The sequence below is a fragment of the Paenibacillus sp. PastM-3 genome (assembly GCF_029893965.1).
Classification (GTDB): domain Bacteria; phylum Bacillota; class Bacilli; order Paenibacillales; family Paenibacillaceae; genus Paenibacillus_AQ.
The window spans coordinates 271,079-291,692 of sequence record NZ_JARXXP010000002.1; the positions used below are offsets into that span (position 1 = coordinate 271,079).

Here is a 20,614-nt window from a genome sequence, read left to right on the forward strand (position 1 = left end):
TCTCTCCTTCTGGAATGGAATTAGGTTAGATAAGCCCCTGAATCAGCAGGGCCAGCGCCATAATCAAGCCGCAGCGGACGGAGGCCTGCTGTGAGGCCCCCATTAGCGGCAGATAAGCCAGGGAAGCATTCTGCGGCTCCAGCCCGCGGTACACCTGCAAAGGGGCAAATACAGTAAGAAGCGCCAGCAGCGCGTATACAGGCAGTACGCCGGACACTACGCATACAATTAATGAGCCGTATGAAAGGAATAGCAGGATGCGGGAAAACACAAGAGCTCTGCGTTCCCCCCATACGACAACCAGCGTTCGTTTGCCGGCCTGCTCATCTGCTCTCCAGTGCAGGAAGTGATGATTGAACAGGAGCAGTGTTGTCAAAAGGCCAACCGGAATGGACAACAGCACCGGCCTCAGGCTGAATTCACCTGTCTGCACAAAATAAGAGCCCAATACGGGCAGTACTCCAAAAGCGACAAAGATCGCAAACTCGCTGTAGCCCTTGCCCCGGTATCCGAACCGCAGCGGCGGTGCGACATAGAAATAGGCAATCAGCGCCCCGGCCGCTACGAACCAGAGCGTCTCCCAGCCGCTGGAAATGCTGAGGATCAGGCCGCAGGCCACGGCCAGCGCCAGCAGTGACCAGGTCAACAGGGCAAAGAGGGATTCCTTCATCAGCCCGCCTGACAAAAAACCGGAGTTCGTCGAAACCACTCCCGGTATGTTCTTTGCTTCTGTATCCGTACCATTGCGGAAGTCCCATAAATCATTCACCATATTCGAGAACAGATGGGCAGATACTGCACCGACAAGCGTTATAACAAACAAAAACGGATGGAATCTGCCTTCCCATACGTATGCCCCGACCGTCCCCAAAACAACCGGTATGAGCATCACGGGAATCGTTCCAAACCGTGTGATCTTCTTAAATAATGTCCATTTGTCCATCCCAGACGATATCTCCTTCTATATAATTTATGTGATTATTATTATTGCAAGATTATTATACATCAAATTTCGACACTTGGGACAGATTAACGCTGCAAAATATTACCTAATCGTGTTACACTGGTTAAGGTGGTACTTATTTCCTAATAAAGTCTATTAATACAAGAAGGGGAGCAACATGAAGCTGAGCCGAAAAATAATAATCTTCATCTGTGTTGTAGCCCTGTTCGGATTAGGTGTCACTTATCTGCTACTGCACTTCATTCTGCTGAACCGCTTTGAAAAGCTGGATGAAGCAGCACTGCAGAGCAAGCTGGATAACGTGGTTGCAACCTATCAGAGCGAGCTGCAAACGTTGAAGACCGGGTTACGGAAATATTCGACCTGGGATGATACCTACCGGTTTATGCAGCCGGAAGAGCCTGAACAAATGCCGGCTGTGGACAGGCAGACCTATCTGGACAGCAATTTCAGCCCGGTCACCTATGAAATCAATCATTTTGATATGACTGCCCTGCTGGACAATTCCGGACAGCTCCGTTATGGCGGCGTCTATAATCCCGATACCCGTACAGTATCCGCGCTGACTCCGGAGTACCTTACGCTGCTCAATCTTATACGCAGCAAGCTGTCCGTCCCCGCTGGAGACGAGGGCAGCCGTTGCGGCATCGTGCTGCTCGATAACGGCCCGATGCTGATCACCCTCGCCCCGATCATCAACAACAGCGGAGACCTGCCGGTAATCGGCACTGCCGTCGCCGGCAGGCTGCTTCGGCAGGAAGAGATTGTCCGTATGCGGGAAGAAACCCAATCCTCGCTGCAGATGAAGGTCATTGATTCTGCAGCGCCGGCAGCTGGCAAGGGACAGTCGGTGTGGATGACTTCAGAACCCGGCGGGATGATGTCAATCCATGCTGTAGTTAACGATTTGTTCGGCAATCCTGCGATAGAAATGATACTGCTGCATCCGCGGGAGATATATGACAGCGGGCTGAAAACCATCATCAGCTTCCGGAAATTCTTCCTGGCCTGGACCCTGCTGATGTGCATAATCAGCCTGATCTTCGTCAAGCGTTCCATACTCGGAAGAATGTCCGCACTTGTCAGAAATATCCGCGCCATCGGCAGCAGCAAGGATTTGTCCATCCGGATCGACAGCTCCGGAAGCGATGAGTTCAGCGAAGTCGAGCATGAATTCAACCGGATGATTGATTCGCTGCAGCAGGCCCAGGAGGAGCTGCAGCTCCAGTCGATGCTGGATCCGCTGACCCAGCTCCCGAACCGCTCGCTATTCTTCAGCAGACTTAATGAAGCTATTGCCTCGGTCAAAAATACCGGCCAGCAGATCGTCCTGGTCTTCATTGACCTCGATCATTTCAAGACGGTTAATGACACGCTGGGCCATGATTTCGGGGATGCGATGCTGAGGGAGATTGCCCTCCGGATTTCCAGGGTCATCGGCAAGCATGATGTTGTCTCCCGTCTCGGCGGAGACGAGTTCACCATTCTGCTTGCCGACGCTTCTGATTCAGACAGCATGAATGCACAGCTGTCCCGCATCCAGGAGGCGCTCTCCCTGCCGCACCGCATCCAGGGGCACCTGCTCTACAATACAGCCAGTATCGGTGTCAGCGTCTACCCGCAGAACGGTGAGGACGCTGATTATCTGGTCAAACAGGCTGATCTGGCCATGTTCCATGTCAAGGAGTCCGGACGCAACAGCATTCTGCAGTATTCGGAGGAGCTGGAGGAAAGTATCCGGCGGCGGAAGGTACTGTCTCAGCAGCTGCTGTCAGCAGCGATCAATGATGAATTTGAAGTACATTACCAGCCGATCCTGGCCTCAGACAGCCTGAAGGTGGCCAAGCTGGAGGCCCTGCTGCGCTGGACAAGCCCCTCTCACGGACCTGTGTCCCCCGCTGAATTCATTCCGCTGGCCGAAACCAGCGGCTCCATTGTCAGCATCGGCAGCTGGGTGCTGCGGCAGGTCTGCTCTGACCTGAGCCGCTTCCGTACGGACGGCCTGGAGCTGACGGCTGCCGTTAACATCTCAGCGGTACAGCTGATGCAGCCAGGCCTGACCGAGCTGCTGCTGGCGCTGCTTGCGGAATACGGGCTGCCCAGCAGCAGCCTGGAGCTGGAGATCACCGAGAGTGTGCTGGTCTCGGGGGACAATATTCTGTCCTCGCTCCAGGAGCTGAGAGGCCACGGCCTTCGGATCTCGTTGGACGATTTCGGTACAGGGTTCTCCTCGCTGAGCTATCTGCGCCGCTTCCCGGTAGATGTGATCAAGATCGACCGCTCCTTCATTTCCGAGATGACCCTGGAGCCCCAGGGTGATGTGCTTGTGAAGTCCATTATCGAGCTGAGCCATAATCTCGGGCTGAAGGTTGTCTCTGAAGGCATTGAACAGGCGGAACAGTTCGATCTGCTCCGCAGGCTGGGCAGCGATGAGCTTCAGGGCTACTATATCAGCCGGCCGATGCAAGCCGTGAATATTTATTCATTTTTATCGCAAAATAATCTGATATTCGCCAAAAAATGAACTCTTCTTTTATAGGCAAGTTCAAGGCGATATGATATGATAGGCAAGCTGATAACAGCACCCTGAGCGGGTGCTGTTATCCTATGCGAACACTTTTGAAAATTGGAGGCTTTAATTGCTATGTCAGCGCAATCCCAATCAACGCAATCCGTCAAAATCGTCACCGCCGACCCCAGCGCCATCGGCTTGTTCGGACTTGCTATCGTTACCCTGGTCGCTTCTTCACAAAAACTCGAAATCACAACAGGACTCAGCTACGCTATTCCGTGGGCAATCTTCCTAGGAGCCTTCGCCCAGCTGTTCGCCTCGATCCAGGATGCCAAGCACAATAACACCTTCGGCATGACTGCATTCGGCGCATATGCCTTCTTCTGGTTCGGCATGGGCGCAAGCTGGCTGATCAAACTCGGCGTATTCGGAGCAACACTGGCTGAAGGCGTGGATCCCAAGCAGCTTGGCTTTGTTTTCCTGGGCTATCTGATCTTCACCCTGTTCATGACCATTGGTGCAGTCGAAGCCAACCGTGTCCTGCTGATCATCTTTATCCTGATTGACTTCCTGTTCCTCGGCCTTTCTATGGATGCCTTCGGCGTAGCTGCGGAATTCTTCCACAAGCTGGCTGCGGTTTCGGAAATGGCGATTGCTGCGGTTTCCTTCTACGGCTGCGGAGCTTCCGTGCTTAACGCCCATTTCGGACGCACCTTCCTGCCGGTCGGCGCACCACTGCGTATTTTCAAGAAATAAGCTGACGCTGCCTTTGGCCGAAATTCATATAGCAGTACCTGCAAGAGCAACGGATAAATACAAGCTGCCCTTAGGCGGACCGTATTTATCCGTTTTTTTTGATTTTACCCCAGGCTATTAGGTTTTTCCTTGCACAAAAACACAAAAAATGACATGCTATAGAGACACCTACGACATATCTCGACATTTGACGGTGGTGCAGGAACCACTTTTGCCCAAATTGCTTATATAATGTTGAATTTTCTGATATCGGAGGCACTCCATGGCTTTCATTAACAAAAAGCCTTTGACGATCATCCTCGGCTTCTTAGTCGTGTTGCAGCTTTCTCTCTTCTATTATTATTCCATATCGGTAGAACGGGAATACCGGGCTGAAAAAGCCGATTTATCCTCTCAGGCTGTCACACTGATCTCAAACCTTGAAGAGAAAGTATCGATTGTCAAAGGAATCAGCTCCTTCATTCAAACGGTAGGCTTTGACGCAGAGCCTGCTCTTATTAACCAGTATCTGCTCACCGCCTATAACAACGCAAGCACGAACGTTATGAATATTGTGATTGCTCCGGACGGTATTATCCGCTATCTCTATCCGCTTTCAGGCAACACCTCCATCCTGAATAAAGACCTGCTGCTTGATCCTGCCCTTTCCTCATCCGGCATGATTCAGGAGACCATCCGCTCACGCGGCATCACCATTGACGGTCCCCGGATCCTGGCTCAGGGCCAGTATGGCATGGTTATCCGTCAGGCCGTTTTTAACGGCAACACCTTTGCCGGCATAGTCTCGGCAACGGTGACGGTAGAGGATATCGCCGAGCAGATGCAGTCTCTGGACTCTTCCGTTTATGTGACGGACTTAGATCACACCCTGCTGTTCGGCAACAGGGCAGAGGCTGCAGGGCAACTGGTGGCAACCCCGATCGACATCTATAACCAGCACTGGCTGATGGGAACCCTCCTTCCGGCCCAGACAAAATGGGAAGTCTTCCGCAGCGTCCTGTGGATTGATATCGCCTGTCTGCTTATCATCGCTTTTATCCTTTATTTTTACTGGCATCAGAACCGTTTCAATCACGAGCTGGAGCGTGTAGTCAACCTCCGCACCCGTGATCTCAGCGTCTCTCAGAAGCTGTATGAGAAGCTGGCGCATTATGACAGCCTGACCGATATTCCGAACCGCCGGTATTTCATGGATGAGTTCGAGCGCCTGCTGCAATGCTCGGAGCCGACACAGACGTACACTCTGTTCTTTTTTGACTTGAACCGCTTCAAGGAAATCAATGATACATTCGGCCATTCAATCGGAGACCAGGTCATCAAGACGCTGGCCGGCCGGCTCAAGGGCGCAGGGCTTCCCTTCCAGCTGTTCGCACGCACCGGTGGCGACGAGTTCGTCATGGTCTTCTCAGATCTGCCGCAGGAGGGTATACCGGACATTGCCGGACAGATCAGCGCCCTGATCTCACAGACACTGCTGATTGCCGGTGCCCACCTGAGCCTGTCGACAAGCATCGGAATTTCACTGTACCCGGAGCATTCCTCAAGTACAGATGATCTGCTGAAATTTGCTGACATGTCGATGTACCAGGCCAAGTCGCTGGAGAACCGGAATTACTTCATTTTTGACTGGGAGCTGCGCGAGAAGCTGGAGCAGAAGATCATGATTGCCAAATACCTGCATTCCGCGCTGGAGCGTGAAGAGTTCGTGCTGCATTACCAGCCGCAGATTAATGCTGTTACCGGCAAAATGGTCGGTCTGGAGGCGCTGATCCGCTGGAATCATCCCGAGAAAGGGCTGATTGGCCCCGGTACCTTTATTGCCGCTGTTGAGGAGGCAGGGCTGATGATCCAGCTGACAGACTGGGTTATCCGTGAGGTATGCCGGCAGCTCTGTGAATGGCGGAAGCTCGGGATGCCGCTGCTGCGGACTTCCATTAACATTTCCAATAGCTGGTTCTACAACCGCAATCTCATTGAAAATCTGCTGTCGGTGCTGGATCATTACGGCCTTGACACCGAGGTGCTGGAGTTCGAAATTACCGAGAGCACGGCCCTGCTGGAGGAGCATTATCCGCTCTTGCAGCAGATGCGCGACCACGGCATTATCGTCTCGATCGATGACTTTGGAACCAAATATTCATCACTCAACTATCTGAAGCATTTCCCGGTCAACAAAATCAAGATCGACCGGACCTTCATTACCGGCATCGGCATCAGCTCGATTGATGAGACTATCATCAAATCGATTGTCTTCGTAGCCTCGCAGCTCGGCTATGACCTGATTGCCGAAGGCGTGGAAACGGCGGAACAGCTGGAGTTCCTGGTCAACCATGACTGCCCGCATATCCAGGGCTTCTACTTCTCCCCGCCGCTGCCGGCTGAGGAAATCCTGAGCAGAATGGCATCATAAAGAACTACGCGGTCTGCACTTGGTAAAAGGGCTGCGGACCGCTATAATAAGCTTGTACTACAGGAAGTTAAACCGAAAGGATTTCGAGAAAATGAATACGTTCTCCAATTCAGAATTAATCGGTACAATCATTTTTGCGCTGATTCTGGCCATCCTCGCCTACAGGATCATCCGCGGCATGCCCGCTATGGAAGGAAATATTACCGCTTTCCGCAAAAGAACGCTGGTCTGGACACAGGTTGCGCTGGTACTTACTGTTCTGCAGCTGAACTTCAAGGCCGGCGACTGGCGGTTTGCCATTATTCTCGGACTCATTGTGCTGTTTACCGGCAGTATCTGGTGGTCCGCCCGCCATTATGACATGCGCCGCCCGGCTGAGAGCGAGCCTGCTGACCGGGACAGCTCTGAAGAGTAATTATTGCTACGCATTGCAAGCTCCCAGCCGGGAGCTTTTTTTCGTTGCTGCCGGACGGCGGGGGGAGCGGGGCCAGCTGGTACATCTTTGTGACGGCAGGCATACACCGCAGCCGCTGCAAGCATACTAACGGCATCCTAAAATGGCGGAGGTGCACAAAGATGGACAAAAAACTAAACCTGCTGATGTTCAGCGGCGAATATGACAAGGCAATGGCCGGACTGATTCTCGCCAATGCAGCGCGGGATATTGAGGTTGAGGTCACGATGTTTTTTGCTTTTTGGGGATTGTTTCTGGTGCGTGATCCGGAAAAAATGACGCTGGAGGACAAAACGGTCTACGAAAAGCTGATGGATGTCTTTACTCCCAAGGGGCCGCAGCAGCTGCCGCTCTCGCATATGAATTTCAGCGGCCTGGGCCGGATGATGCTGGAGGAGATGATGGAGGACAATAACGCGCCCAAGCTGATTCATTTCCTCAAAGGCGCCCGTAAAAAGAACATCAAATTCTACGCCTGCAAGCTGTCCGTAGAGATTATGGGATTCAAGCCCGAGGAGCTGCTTCCGGAGGTTGAAATTATAGATGCCTCGGCTTACCTGAAGGATGCGCTGGAGAGTGACATGCAGCTCTTTATCTGAGTATTCTGCATGGGCTTTAACCTATTTCCTGCAGCGGGCATATACTGAGCCATAATGACACAGCCGGAATCTACCAAGAAGCAGCCGGCAGCGGTGTCAGCCAGAAATAACCGGCTGGAGGGATTGCCCGTGCTAACCATCAACCCTGCCTTCCCCAAGGAGGCCCCGGCTTCGCTTGCGGCACATTTCACCGCATTTCGCGAGCATACGATCGGCATCCGCCATCAAATCACGACACCCTTTGGGCGGAAGCCGCTGATTTACGCCGACTGGACGGCCAGCGGGCGCTTATATGAGCCGATCGAGCGCCAGATCCAGGAATCCTTCGGCCCTTATGTCAGCAATCCGCATACCGATTCCAACAGCACCGGGCTGACGATGACGATGGCTTACAATGAGGCGCGCAGTATCATCAGACAGCATGTCCATGCAGGACCGGAGGATGTCCTGCTATTCTGCGGCAACGGCACAACCAGCGCGGTCAACAAGCTGCAGCGGCTGATGGGCCTGAAGCTGCCCGAGTGGCAGTGCCAGAGCTTCCATTGTCCGCCGGAGGAACGCCCCGTCATCTTCGTCAGTCATATGGAGCATCATTCCAACCTGCTGCCCTGGCAGGAAGGCATCGGTGATGTTATCACAGTACCTGCCGGAGCGGACGGCAACATAAACCCGGCTGCCCTGGAAGAGCTGCTCTTCCATTACCGGAACCGCCGTTTCAAGATCGGCTCCTTTACAGCCTGCTCCAACGTAACCGGAATTGAGACCCCCTACGCCAAACTGGCCGCGGCCATGCACCGCCACGGGGGTCTCTGCTTTATTGACTTTGCCGCGAGCGCACCGTATACAGCTATTGATATGCACCCCGCCTCGCCGCTGGAGAAGCTCGACGCCGTTTTTTTCTCCCCGCATAAATTTCTCGGCGGTCCCGGTACAGGCGGAGTCCTGCTCTTTGATGCCGCGCTATGCTGCGGCAGACTGCCCGATGAACCCGGAGGCGGAACCGTGGTCTGGGTCAACCCCTGGGGCGGCCGCCGCTACATCGCTGACGTGGAGGTACGTGAAGACGGAGGGACACCGGGGTTCATGCAGGCGATCCGCACCGCGCTCTGTATAAAGCTGAAGGAGCGGATGAACGGCAGCGGGGAATGGATGAGGCTGCGGGAGCAGGAGCTGTGCCAGCGGCTCCTGTCCGGACTTGGCCGGATTCCCGGCTGCTCCCTTCTCGCCGGCGGACAGACAGAGCGTCATGGCATCGTATCGTTCACCCTGCAGGACATCCATTACAATCTCGCCGTGAGGCTGCTGAACGACCGATTTGGCATCCAGGCTCGCGGCGGCTGCTCCTGCGCCGGCCCCTACGGTCATTATCTGCTGGGGCTTGACCGTAAACAGTCCGAGCTGATTGTCCAGGATCTGCATGCCGGTGACCAGTCCTCCAAGCCGGGCTGGGTCCGCATCTCCCTGCACCCCATTATGAGTGAAGCTGAAGTCGACTTAATCATAGAAGCTGTTCAGAATATCACTGCCCGCGGAATGGAGTGGGGGCAGGATTACAGCTACAGCGTTGCAACGAACAGCTGGCTCCACCACTCAGGCCAGACAGAGACAGAATCTGCAATCCGGCGCCTATTCATGGTGTAACGGATCTCCCCCCGCCGCCCGGGCAAACCGGGCTTCAATTGTTTTTACACACCATAATGAGAGACCGATAAACAGCAGCACATAGATAATCTCCCACGGATTACGGATAAACCGCTCCACATCATTGCCGATATAGGACACGGCAAATACCATAATCGCTTTGCCTGCACCAATGGCCAGCAGGTAGGAGCGCAGACGCATACCGGCCAGCCCGGCGGCCATATTGATGACAACAAACGGGCCGACCGGAAACAGGCTGAGCAGAAAAACATAACTGAAGCCGCTGCGGCGCACCCAGGTCATGCTTTCGGCTACCTTGGGCCGGCGGGCCCACTTTTGCAAGTAGGGATGCGAGGCGATCTTCCGGATGATCAGAAAGGTCGCCGCACAGCCTGCTACCAGTCCCAGCCAGGAATATAAGAAGCCAAGCCATAAGCCGTATACCGCCCCGTTCAAGCCTACAATGGCAATCGTCGGTAGAGGCGGAACGAAGGATTTCATAAAGGTCAGCCCGATTCCGGGCAGCGGTCCGAGCGTCCTGTATTGCTCCAGCAGCACCCGGAGCCGCTCCTCCGTCAGCCATGACGATATATCCAATAAGTACATCACTTGCCCTCTCCTCATCACACTCAAAATTTCTTGAACCATGAGCTTCAATTATACAATAACTCTTTACTGGACGCTTGTGACTGGACAAGCAGAAGCTGGCAGGGCTATGATGAAATTATTGACGAATGATGCGGAATTTACGAAAAAGTTCCAGCTGTGCGAAGTGAGGTCTGTATGAAACTGTTTGATTTCAGGCTGCTGGCTACGAGAACCCTTGGCATTCTCTGTATCTGCCTGCTCGCAGCAACCGCAGCATATCCCCTGCTAAGCAGCAAAAGCGATTCATGCGCAGCAGTAAAGCCCGGCATGATCGATTTGTCCGCCTGCACTTTTGATAAGGATTCAACCTATAAGCTGGACGGCAAGTGGGAGTTTTACTGGAATCAGCTGCTTGATCCTGCAAACACCAGCCAAACAGAAGGTATCAGCTACATTTCTGTGCCGGGAAGCTGGAAGACATGGTCGCAAAGGGATTACGGCCGCTATGGATTTGCTACCTACCGTCTGCAGCTGCTGCTGCCGGCGGACAACGAATCCTTTGCGCTCAAGGCGAACAATATCCGCAATGCCAGCCAGCTCTTTATTGACGGCAAGCCGCTGGGAGGCAGCGGCATTCCCGGACAGACGCTGAACACTACGGAGCCCCGCAATCAGCCCTATTCAGTCACCTCTCCGAGCGTTAACAGGCGTGCTGAAATTGTTATCCATGCCTCCAACTTCACCTACGACAGCGGCGGAATCGCTGAATCTATCCGGATCGGAACACCCGAGGCTGTTCAAGCACTGGACAAGCGGAACAGCGTCTACGATATCATGCTTGTGGCGGGCTTCGCTTTTATCAGCGTCTATTTCCTGGGTCAGGGACTGCAGCGTAAAGAGGACTACTCATCGTTCCAGTTAGCGATGTACTGCTTTACGATTGTCTTATATATGCTCACCCACAGCGAAAAGCTGCTGTTTGACCTGTCTCCTTCAATCTCATATGAGTGGTTCAGCAAATTACAGCTGATATCGGGCGTAATCGGCTTTTCCTTTGTGGCCGGCTATACCTACACTTTGTTCCCTGCCCTGTATTCAAGGATATTCCAGCGGATTACATTCACCTACTCTATCGGGTTCTGTCTCCTGACGCTCGTAAGCTCGATCCGGTTCTATTCACGGGCGTCCAGTATATTGCTAATTTTCAGCTTAATATCAATAATCTATACCTTTTATGTGATGCTCCGCGCTGTGCTTAAGAAAGAAATCGGTTCCTTTTATTTGCTGATCGGTGCAATCGCCGCCATTATATTTACACTCTCGCTGACCAGCAACCTGGTGCTGGGTACAGGATTTTATTCCATACCGCCGGTTTCCGGGCCTATTTTCATTCTTGCTGAGGGCCTGTTTCTCTCTGCGCGGCATGCCCATGCCTATGAGACTATCAAGCAGCTGTCCCACCAGCTTGCACGAAAGGACAGGGACAAGGATGAATTCCTGCTGAAAACCTCCAATGAGCTGCGGACACCGCTGAACGCTATTATCAACATTTCATTATCTCTTTACGAAGGCAGCGGAGGGTCGCTCAGTTCCTCACAACGCGAGGATATGCGCCTGATTCTCGGTACCGGCAGACGGCTGGCGTTCATGGTCAGGGACATCCTCGATTATGAGCAGATCAAGCGGGAGCGGATCACACTCCACTGGAAGCAGGTCGACATTCAGGGAATCGCCAATATCGTGATTGAAGTGTTCCAGTTCCTCAACATCAAGGAGGACATCCGAATCAAGAACCGCATCCCGCCGGGGGTCTATCTGATTGAGGCGGATGAGCACCGGCTGATGCAGATCCTGTACAACCTGCTCGACAATGCCCTCAAATTCACTGACCGCGGCAGCGTGGTCTTCGAAGCGGAGCGGCGGGAGGATATCATCTCCATCTCAGTGACCGATACGGGCAGAGGAATTCCCCCGGGGCGTCTGGAGCGTATATTCCGCGACTATGAGCAGGTCAATGAAGCAGACTCGCTGGAGAGCGGCGGGCTCGGCCTGGGCCTGGCCATCACCCGCAAGCTTGTCGAGCTGCACGGAGGCAGCATTAAGGTCAAATCCGTGCCCGGACGGGGGAGTACCTTTACCTTTGCCATCCCTGTCAGTCAGCCTGCCCCGTCAACAGCAGAGCCGGAAAGCCGCGAGCTGCTGCTTACACCGGTAAAGCCGCCTCCGGAAGCTTTTGATGATGACTGGAAGTACCCCTCCATCCCGCTGCCGCAATATAACGGGGGAGGCGAAGCCGGCTGGGATGCCCCGCGTATCCTGATAGTGGATGATGATTATGCCAACCTGAAGGCGCTAACCAATCTGCTGTCACTGGAGAACTATACGATCACCAGTATCCGCAGCGGCAAAGAGGCGCTTGCCCTTCTGGCGGAGGACCGCAATTTTGACCTCTGCATCATTGATGTCATGATGCCTGAAATGTCGGGACTTGAGCTTTGCAGAATCATCCGCAAAACCTTCAGCCCGCTGGATCTGCCTGTTCTCATGGCTACCGCCGGACAGCAGCTCCATTTCAACGAGCCGGCCTTCCGGGCCGGAGCCAACGATTTTATCCATAAACCTTATGCCTGGAGCGATTTGAAGGGACGCGTCAAAACCCTGGTTGATCTGAGAAGGTCGGTCGCCGAACGGCTCAGCTCGGAAATAGCCATGCTGCGCGCCCAGATCAAGCCCCACTTCCTTTACAACGCCATTAACACTATCATCTGGATGAGTACAAGGGACAACGAGAAGACGAGGCAGCTGCTGTACGATCTCAGCCACTTTTTGCGGGGAAGCTTTGATTTCAGCAACCAGGAAACGGCAATCCCGTTCGAGAAGGAGCTTGAGCTGATTGAAGCCTACCTGTCACTGGAGCAGGCCCGCTTCGGCAAGCGTCTGAGTGTGCAGTACAATATCGAGGTCTCCGAATTCACGCTGCCCCCGCTGATTGTCCAGCCGATTGTCGAGAACGCTGTCCGCCACGGTCTAATGGAAAAAATCGGAGGAGGCACCCTGGTCCTTACCACCAGCCGGCAGGGCGGGAATATTGTAATTACCGTCGCCGATAACGGCAAGGGCATGAGTGACGAACAGCTGGCTTCCTGGATGATGGAGGATTACCGCTCCTCTTCCCGTCAAGGAACTGGGATCGGGCTAAAAAATATTAACCGCCGGCTGCTGAAGCAATTCGGCCACCCGCTGCTGCTTACCCGCGGCCAGGACAGCGGAATTGAAGTGCATATAAGAATACCGTGGAAGGATGAGGTCTCCTGAATTATTCTGTAATGGTTGTAGATGATGAATGGCCGGCGCTGGAACAGATGCGCGAGCTGCTGCAGCAATGTGAGAACATTGCGTCAATCCATGTCTTTGATAATCCCCGGGAGGCCTTCACAGCCGCCGCCGAGCAGAAGCCGGATCTGATCTTTCTGGATATTCAAATGCCCGAGCTGTCAGGGCTTGCCTTTGCAGAGAATCTGCTTCCGTTCTCGCCGGATACGGAGATCGTGTTCGTAACCGCCTACCGCAGCTATGCTGTGGAAGCCTTCGATCTCTCAGCAGCGGATTATCTGCTGAAGCCGGTAGACCCGCCCCGCCTGCTCAAAACCTGGTCCAAATTCCTGTCCAAGCAGGCAAAGTCCGGACAGCCGGGGGCGACAAGCGCGAGCGCAAGCTTTCAGTATCTTGGCGGCCACACCTTAACCGGGCCGCTTGGCGTTGTTAAGTGGAGTACGCATAAGGCAGAGGAGTTATTCGCTTATCTATGGATACACAGGCAAGGCAGCGTCAGTGTTATTCTGAATGATGTTTTTCCGCAGTGGAATTATGAGAAGGGCAAGCAGTACCTGCATACCACCATCTACCAGATCCGTAAAACCTTAAAAAATGCCGATCTGGGCGACAAAATCGAGCTGACCTCGGACCGGGAAAACTACCGGCTGGAAGCCAAGGGCATAGAAGGGGATGCGGAACGGTTTCAGGAAGCTGCCCTTGCGGCGCTGCAGGACAACAATCTGGAGAGTCTGCGGGATGCCTCCTCGCTTTATACAGGCGAGCTGCTGCAGTCTCTGGACAGCCTCTGGATTTATTCGGTCAGGGACAAATACCGCCAGCTGTATCTGAAGCTGCTGGAGCAGCTTACGCTCGGGCTTGTCGAGGCCGGACGCCACTATGAAGCAGAGGAATATGCCCTGCGCCTGGCCGAGCTTGAACCGCTGGAGGAAAGCTATGCCCTGCAGATCATCTCGCTCTATTACGAAATCGGCAAGCCTTTGCGCGCCCAGCGCCGCTTCACCCAGTTCCGTGATTCCTACAAGAGCGAAATGGGCGGAGAGCTTCCGGAGTGGTTCCTTGAAGCATACAAGCGCCTCGGAACGTAGCCTTGCACAATTAGGCAGATCATCCGCAGCAAGACGCGATAAAGTGGATTTCGATGATATAGCGGCTACAACAAATAACCCGGCAGCAGCCTGCCCGGTTATTTTTTTGCTATTTTCCGTAATAAAGCGCTGTCATTTCGATTTTTTCCGTCACACTTCGACTTTTTATCAGTGTTTTGTCAGTGGCAAATAGTACCATTGTTTTACACAGCAATAATTACACATCGTACAGAACTACACGAGTAAATGGAGGTTGTTACAATGAACAGATGGCCAGGCTTCAAAAAATATTTTAAAGGCACCAATTTCCTTACCCTTATGTTCTCCATGATGCGCGAGGTCACTATAGACAATACGCCCCCTGCTATGACTGTCGAGGTTACAACTGATCAGCCTGCCTATGCGCCGGGAGATGAAGTCACTGTACTCTTGAACCTGCGGAATTTCGATCCTAATGATCAAGGCTACAGCTACATGAATTTTACAGTGCAGTATGACAGTGAAGTTTTTGATAACTCGGAATATCTCGTACAATCAGCCTATAGCGATTCCGCTTTCACCCCGGGCAGCGAGGTCGGTAATATATTTCAGTTTAATTTCATGAATCCCGTCGACGGCGGCATTTATTTCGGAATGAACACAACGATGCGCGGCATCGATATCCAGGTCGAAACCAACTCGAAGCACACCCAAATCCCGGCTGTCGACCAGACCCTGGTCACTTTTAAGCTCCGGGTAAAGGAGCACACGCTGGCATCCTCCTCAACAATCAGCCTGGCCAATGAATTCACCCGGATCAGAACATCTGAAGCCGGCAACAGCGTTTATCTATATTCTCCTGACATCACCGTACAAACTACCGAACCCGTAGCCATTATTCCGACTCCTCAGGTCTCCGTATACTCCATGGGGCCTAACGTTAATGCCCACCGCTTGGCTTAATACAGCAATTTGATCTTATGTATATGGAACATATATCGACCCGATATATTTAATATAATTAACCAAACCCTTTCATGATTAAACAGGTTTTCCTCCGTTCTTGGCACCGGACGCGGGAAAAGCCTGTTTATGTATTGGCATTTCCGCCAATCTCATGTACTGTGTTCTTATATTTCGAGCTTATTCATATATGAGGAGAGAGGTAAGGATGCTTATCACTTCACAAAATATTGATCTGCGGCCGACCGGGCTGCAGGATCTCGGCTTTGTACTGGCTGCCGAGCAGGACGAACACAACTGCCGTTATGTCGGGCAATGGAGCAGGGAGAAGCATGCTGCAGCCATCTTTGATGAAGACATTCTGCATCTGATTATTCAGGATAAAACCGGCCAGCCGGCAGGCTACGTTATTATCACAGGGCTGCAGGACCCCAATCTGTGCACATGTCTTCTGCGGATTGTCCTTCATACGAAAGGCCGCGGATACGGCACTGCAGCAGTCTGCATGATCAGGGAATGGATCTTCAGGAACACTAAGACACACCGGCTTTGGCTGGATGTAAAAGATTTCAACTTGAGAGCGCGGCATGTGTATGAGGCAGCTGGTTTTAAAGTGGAGGGCGTGCTGCGGGAAGCGGTAAAACGCGGAGATTCCTTCGACTCGATGGTGATTATGTCAATCCTGCGGCAAGAGTACGAAGAGCAATTATATTAGCCTGAACAGGGCCTTAATACACAAACACATATCAAAACTGCCGGTTCCATCCGTACCTGGGTACGCCGGTAACCGGCAGTCTGCCAGCTTCTGATCCTTTTTTTAAATAGATGCTTCAACCGGGGCTGCCGGCCTGATTCCGGCAAAAACGGCTGTTGCCACGTGCTTGCGCGCATCCGCCGTCAGCAGCAGCAGCTTTACCGGGTCACCTTCGGAACCACTGCGGACAAATGTTACCTCGGCACCGTCCAGATCCTCTTTGATATTTACTATTCCGTAACCCTGCTGCAGCAGCTTATCAACAGCCTGCCGCTCCTTGTCAAACTCCGCAAATACTGACATGTCACACCACTCCTCCGCTGATTTCCGCTTTGGCGGGAAATGCCGTCTCTGCCTCGAACCGTTTGCGGTGCAGGTACTGACCCGCCCCCGCCTGCCCGACGAACTGCTTGTCACGGATGACAAACTCGCCGCGGCTTAGCACTGATACCGGTTCGCCCTTGACCTCGAAGCCTTCAAATGCATTGTAATCGACGTTCATGTGATGGGTTGCAGCTGAAAGAGTTCTTTCAACGGAAGGATCGAAGATGACAATATCCGCATCACTGCCGATGGCGATCGTCCCCTTCTGCGGGAAAAGGCCGAACAGCTTGGCGCTTGAAGTAGAGATGATATCAACGAACTTGTTCAATGAGATGCGGCCTTTCTGCACACCCTCGGAGTACAGCAGGCTGAAGCGGTCCTCGATGGTCGGTCCGCCGTTCGGGATTTTGGAGAAATCACCGCGTCCCAGATCCTTCTGCCCCTTGAAATCAAAGGAACACTGGTCAGAGCCGATGGTCTGCAGCGAACCGTTCCACAGCGCATCCCACAGCACATCCTGATTCCACTGCTCGCGCAGCGGCGGTGACCATACGTACTTAGCGCCCTCAAAGTCCGGCTTCTCAAGCGCAGTCTGATCCAGCACAAGATACTGCGGGCAGGTCTCGCCGTAGACACGCAGCCCTTTCTTGCGGGCCTCGGCAATCTTCCATGCCGCTTCAGCACAAGTGACATGCACCACGTAAAGCTGCGAATCAGTCAACTCGGTCAGATAAGCAGCCCGGCCGGTAGCTTCACCTTCGAGCTCCGGCGGCCGGGTCAGCGCATGATAGATCGGGTCTGTATTGCCGGCGGCCAGCGCCTGCTCCACCAGATATTCAATTACATCCCCGTTCTCGGCATGAACCATAACAAGCGCACCCTCCCGCTTGGCGGCCTGCAGCGTTTTGTACAATACGCCGTCATCAGCCTGGAAGGTATTCTTGTAGGCCATAAATACCTTCAGTGAAGTGATGCCCTCCTGTTCGATAATCTGCGGCAGCTCGCCGAGCACACGGTCATTCAGCTCGGACACCATCAGGTGGAAGCTATAGTCAATCACAGCTTTGTCCTGTGATTTGTTATGCCACGTATCCACAGCGCTCTGAAGCGGCTGGCCTTTGGTAGTCAGACAGAAGTCAATTACGGTTGTCGTACCGCCGTAGGCAGCGGCGATCGTCCCGCTCTCGAAGTCATCGGCGGTGACCGTTCCTCCAAAAGGCATATCCAGGTGGGTGTGCGGATCTATCCCCCCCGGGAACACATAGCAGCCGGAGGCATCCACAATTTCAGCACCCGGCACTTCCAGATTCAGGCCGATTCCGGTTACAATCCCGTTTTCAATCAGGACGTCCCCGGTATACGTGTCTGCAGCAGTGACGATCGTTCCGTTCTTAATGATTTTGGCCATCCTAGACCACCTCCGCTTCTGAATATGAGCCGTTCAGGGTGCTGATTACCTGCTGCCGCTGGTTCCAGGTCATCGGCGCCGCCCCGCTGTCCAGCGCGACCATATCAATTGCGCCGTCAGCCGGGCAGACAATGGAGCACAGGTTGCAGCCTACACAGTCTTCCTCACGCACCTGCAGAACCGCCTTGCCGTCAGCATTCGTGAGCATATCTATACATTGATGCGAAGCATCTTCGCAGGCAATATGGCATTTGTTACAGTTAATGCAGCTGTCTTCATTGATCCGTGCAACAACTTTATAATTCAGATCCAGGTCGCCCCAGTTGGAGTATTTCGGTACTGATTTGCCAATCAGCTCTGTTACCGATGCGAGCCCCTTGTCATCCAGATAGTTATTCAAGCCGTCTATCATTTCCTCCACGATCCGGAAGCCATGATGCATGACCGCCGTACAGACCTGGATGCCGGTCGCCCCCATCAGCATGAACTCAACTACATCCTGCCAGGTGGAGATGCCGCCGATTCCTGAGATCGGAATGCCGACCCCTCGGTCACGCGCGCATTCAGCCACCATGCTCAGGGCAATCGGCTTGACTGCAGGTCCGCAATAACCGCCGTGTGCACCTTGTCCGCCAACATGCGGAATGGTGTTCCAGCTGTGGATATCCACTCCCGCCAGGCTGTTAATCGTATTGATCAGGCTGATTGCATCTGCGCCGCCTTTGGCCGCATGGCGGGCAACAACGGTAATGTCAGTGATATTTGGAGTGAGCTTGACAATTACCGGTGTGGTCGCCACTTCCTTGACCCAGGTCGTCTGTGCCTGTACGAGATCAGGCTGCTGGCCTGAAGCAGCACCCATTCCGCGCTCGGCCATCCCGTGCGGGCAGCCGAAGTTCAGCTCCAGCCCGTCAACCCCGACATCCTCCACCCGCTTGACGATCTCATGCCATTTCTCCCGCTTGGGCTCTACCATCAGGGAGGCAATCACCGCATGGCCGGGAAATCTCTTTTTCGTTTCGTAAATTTCCTTCAGGTTTACCTCCAGCGGCCGGTCCGTAATCAGCTCAATATTGTTAAAGCCTGCTACGCGCTGCCCGTTGAAATGAACTGCCGCAAACCGCGACGAGGTGTTAATGATCGGATCGCCCAGTGTCTTCCAGACGGCGCCGCCCCAGCCGGCCTCGAAGGCCCGCTGCACCTGATAGCCTGTATTGGTAGGCGGCGCGGAAGCCAGCCAGAACGGATTGGGTGATTTAATTCCTGCTAGATCAATTCGCAGATCTGCCATAGTTGTTCCCTCCCTGTCATAAGTAGTCCGGGGATACCCGCCGGGCCTGCATTGCATATTCCTGCCTGTCTGCCAGGCAGCGGTTAAACGGCAGAACCTACTACACTGTCCTGCAGACCGGATAACTGCCTGACTATTGCATAAGCCGCATCCTTGCCCTGCTGGGCGGCTGATACAACCATCGCCTCACCGTTGCCGGAGCCGAAGACGATATCGCCGGCAGCATAGATCATCGGATCAGAGGTCCGTCCGGTCTTCCGGTCAATCTTCACCACGCCCCGGTCATGCTCCAGCCCCAGCGACTCAATCAGGTCAATCCGCCGCTTCTGTCCGATTGCCATGACTACAGCATCAACCGGCATTACGAATTCCGAGCCTTCAACCGGCATCGGCGCCAGACGCCCGTCCTTGTCTTTTTCGCCGGTCAGCTTCATCCGGACGCATTCCAGTCCGGTCACATTGCCCAGTGCATCGCCGACAATCCGTTTGGGCAGTGTCAGCCAGTTGAATTCCACGCCCTCCTGCTTGGCGAATTCATATTCAAAGTCATAAGCGGTCATCTCACTCCGGGTACGGCGGTAGACCATTTTGACACTCTCGGCTCCGAGCCGCACCGAGCAGGTAGCCGCATCAATGGCGGTATTGCCTGCGCCGATTACGGCGACGCGCTGTCCCATCAGCTCCAGCGTCGGAACCCCCGTCTTGGTCGTTTCAACCAGCTCTATGGCATCATAAACACCGGAAAGCTTCTCGCCTTCAATGCCGAGCGGCGGCACATAGCCCATTCCGGCTGCGAGCACTATGGCATCATAATTTTCCCTGAGCTCCTCCACAGTAATGTCCACTCCAACCTTGACTCCGGTTAAGATCTGCACACCCAGCTTCTCAACCTGTTCCACTTCCCACAGCGAGATCGACTGCGGCAGCCGGAAGGACACGATCCCGTGTGTATTCAGTCCGCCTGCAAGCGGCTTGGCCTCGTAGACCACCACGGCAAACCCTTCGCGTGCCAGCTCTCTGGCAGTTGACAAGCCTGCCGGACCGCCGCCGATGACAGCAACCTTCCTGCCGTTTGGCACACCCGCTTTGAACAGCTGGATTCCGCTGTTAACGGCCCAGTCGGTGGCATAACGCTGCAGCAGTCCGATCTGAATCGGCGCTGAAGCATCGTTCAGTACACATGCCCCCTCACAGAGCTCCTCGGTCGGACAGACCCGTGCACAGCTGGCGCCGACCGGATTGGACTCCATGATCGTCATGGCTGAGCCCTTCAGATTATCGGTGGCAATCCGTTTAATAAAGGAAGGAATATTGATACCTGTAGGGCAGGCCTTGATGCAGGGCGCATCATAGCAATAGAGACAGCGGTTGGATTCCTCCATTGCGCCCTTGCGGCTGAGTCCGGGCTCCGCCTCAGCGAAATTGCGCATAAACATATCAGGTGTAAATGCAGTTAACGGAGAAGAGTGCTCCATCAGTTATCCCTCCCTTTAAATTCATTACCTGCCTCGAAAGAATAAAATGACTAACACGCTCTCTAAGACAGTTAA

Annotated in this window: 16 protein-coding genes; 10 read left to right on the plus strand and 6 right to left on the minus strand. The window is 53.7% G+C overall.

Translation table 11 applies throughout. From position 1 onward, the window contains the following. Positions 1 to 25: 25 nt before the first annotated feature. Positions 26 to 943 (minus strand): prenyltransferase, encoded by a 918-nt coding sequence (locus M2108_RS05020; RefSeq protein WP_277468112.1) that lies wholly within the window; start codon positions 941 to 943, stop codon positions 26 to 28. A gap of 178 nt (positions 944 to 1,121) precedes the next feature. Between M2108_RS05020 and M2108_RS05025 the strand changes: the two genes are divergently transcribed. The 6 genes from M2108_RS05025 to M2108_RS05050 all read left to right on the plus strand — a co-directional run bounded on the left by M2108_RS05025 (position 1,122) and on the right by M2108_RS05050 (position 9,336). After that, positions 1,122 to 3,488 carry a putative bifunctional diguanylate cyclase/phosphodiesterase gene (locus M2108_RS05025; RefSeq protein ID WP_277468110.1) on the plus strand — a complete coding sequence of 789 codons (2,367 nt, stop codon included), beginning with the start codon at positions 1,122 to 1,124 and terminating at the stop codon, positions 3,486 to 3,488. A gap of 120 nt (positions 3,489 to 3,608) precedes the next feature. After that, on the plus strand, positions 3,609 to 4,232 hold the full coding sequence (locus tag M2108_RS05030; protein WP_277468109.1) for an acetate uptake transporter: 624 nt from the start codon (positions 3,609 to 3,611) through the stop codon (positions 4,230 to 4,232). Between the two features lie 262 nt (positions 4,233 to 4,494). Continuing rightward, positions 4,495 to 6,642: a bifunctional diguanylate cyclase/phosphodiesterase gene (locus tag M2108_RS05035; RefSeq protein WP_277468107.1), complete on the plus strand. Its 2,148-nt coding sequence runs from the start codon at positions 4,495 to 4,497 to the stop codon at positions 6,640 to 6,642. 91 nt (positions 6,643 to 6,733) lie between these two features. Then, positions 6,734 to 7,057 carry a hypothetical protein gene (locus M2108_RS05040; RefSeq protein WP_277547162.1) on the plus strand — a complete coding sequence of 108 codons (324 nt, stop codon included), beginning with the start codon at positions 6,734 to 6,736 and terminating at the stop codon, positions 7,055 to 7,057. A 161-nt stretch (positions 7,058 to 7,218) separates the two neighbouring features. Next, positions 7,219 to 7,695 carry a DsrE/DsrF/DrsH-like family protein gene (locus M2108_RS05045; protein ID WP_277468104.1) on the plus strand — a complete coding sequence of 159 codons (477 nt, stop codon included), beginning with the start codon at positions 7,219 to 7,221 and terminating at the stop codon, positions 7,693 to 7,695. Between the two features lie 54 nt (positions 7,696 to 7,749). After that, a complete protein-coding gene (locus tag M2108_RS05050) occupies positions 7,750 to 9,336 on the plus strand; it encodes an aminotransferase class V-fold PLP-dependent enzyme (RefSeq protein ID WP_277468103.1) in 1,587 nt (528 codons plus the stop codon). On the opposite strand, the gene M2108_RS05055 is transcribed toward M2108_RS05050, so the two are convergent. Next, positions 9,322 to 9,942, minus strand: a complete 621-nt coding sequence (locus tag M2108_RS05055; protein ID WP_277468102.1) for a TVP38/TMEM64 family protein — start codon at positions 9,940 to 9,942, stop codon at positions 9,322 to 9,324. The two genes, M2108_RS05050 and M2108_RS05055, sit on opposite strands and share 15 nt — an antisense overlap. Before the next feature lie 177 nt (positions 9,943 to 10,119). Here M2108_RS05055 and M2108_RS05060 point away from each other — a divergent pair, with 177 nt between their 5' ends. The 4 genes from M2108_RS05060 (at position 10,120) to M2108_RS05075 (ending at position 16,002) form a co-directional block, all read left to right on the plus strand. Next, positions 10,120 to 13,239: an ATP-binding protein gene (locus M2108_RS05060; protein ID WP_277468101.1), complete on the plus strand. Its 3,120-nt coding sequence runs from the start codon at positions 10,120 to 10,122 to the stop codon at positions 13,237 to 13,239. 11 nt (positions 13,240 to 13,250) lie between these two features. Continuing rightward, positions 13,251 to 14,345, plus strand: coding sequence for a response regulator (locus tag M2108_RS05065; protein WP_277468100.1), 1,095 nt, complete (start codon positions 13,251 to 13,253; stop codon positions 14,343 to 14,345). A 261-nt stretch (positions 14,346 to 14,606) separates the two neighbouring features. Beyond that, positions 14,607 to 15,287, plus strand: coding sequence for a cohesin domain-containing protein (locus tag M2108_RS05070; RefSeq protein WP_277468098.1), 681 nt, complete (start codon positions 14,607 to 14,609; stop codon positions 15,285 to 15,287). Between the two features lie 208 nt (positions 15,288 to 15,495). Further along, positions 15,496 to 16,002 (plus strand): GNAT family N-acetyltransferase, encoded by a 507-nt coding sequence (locus tag M2108_RS05075; protein WP_277468097.1) that lies wholly within the window; start codon positions 15,496 to 15,498, stop codon positions 16,000 to 16,002. Between the two features lie 102 nt (positions 16,003 to 16,104). Here M2108_RS05075 and M2108_RS05080 read toward each other — a convergent pair whose 3' ends face one another. The 4 genes from M2108_RS05080 to M2108_RS05095 all read right to left on the minus strand — a co-directional run bounded on the left by M2108_RS05080 (position 16,105) and on the right by M2108_RS05095 (position 20,539). Beyond that, positions 16,105 to 16,344 (minus strand): hypothetical protein, encoded by a 240-nt coding sequence (locus M2108_RS05080; RefSeq protein ID WP_277468096.1) that lies wholly within the window; start codon positions 16,342 to 16,344, stop codon positions 16,105 to 16,107. 1 nt (position 16,345) lies between these two features. Further along, a complete protein-coding gene (gene hydA, locus M2108_RS05085) occupies positions 16,346 to 17,773 on the minus strand; it encodes a dihydropyrimidinase (protein ID WP_277468095.1) in 1,428 nt (475 codons plus the stop codon). A 1-nt stretch (position 17,774) separates the two neighbouring features. Beyond that, entirely contained in the window at positions 17,775 to 19,064 is a 1,290-nt protein-coding gene (gene preA / locus M2108_RS05090; protein ID WP_277468094.1) for an NAD-dependent dihydropyrimidine dehydrogenase subunit PreA, read from the minus strand. An 83-nt stretch (positions 19,065 to 19,147) separates the two neighbouring features. Next, positions 19,148 to 20,539 (minus strand): NAD(P)-dependent oxidoreductase, encoded by a 1,392-nt coding sequence (locus M2108_RS05095; RefSeq protein ID WP_277468093.1) that lies wholly within the window; start codon positions 20,537 to 20,539, stop codon positions 19,148 to 19,150. Between the last annotated feature and the right edge of the window lie 75 nt (positions 20,540 to 20,614).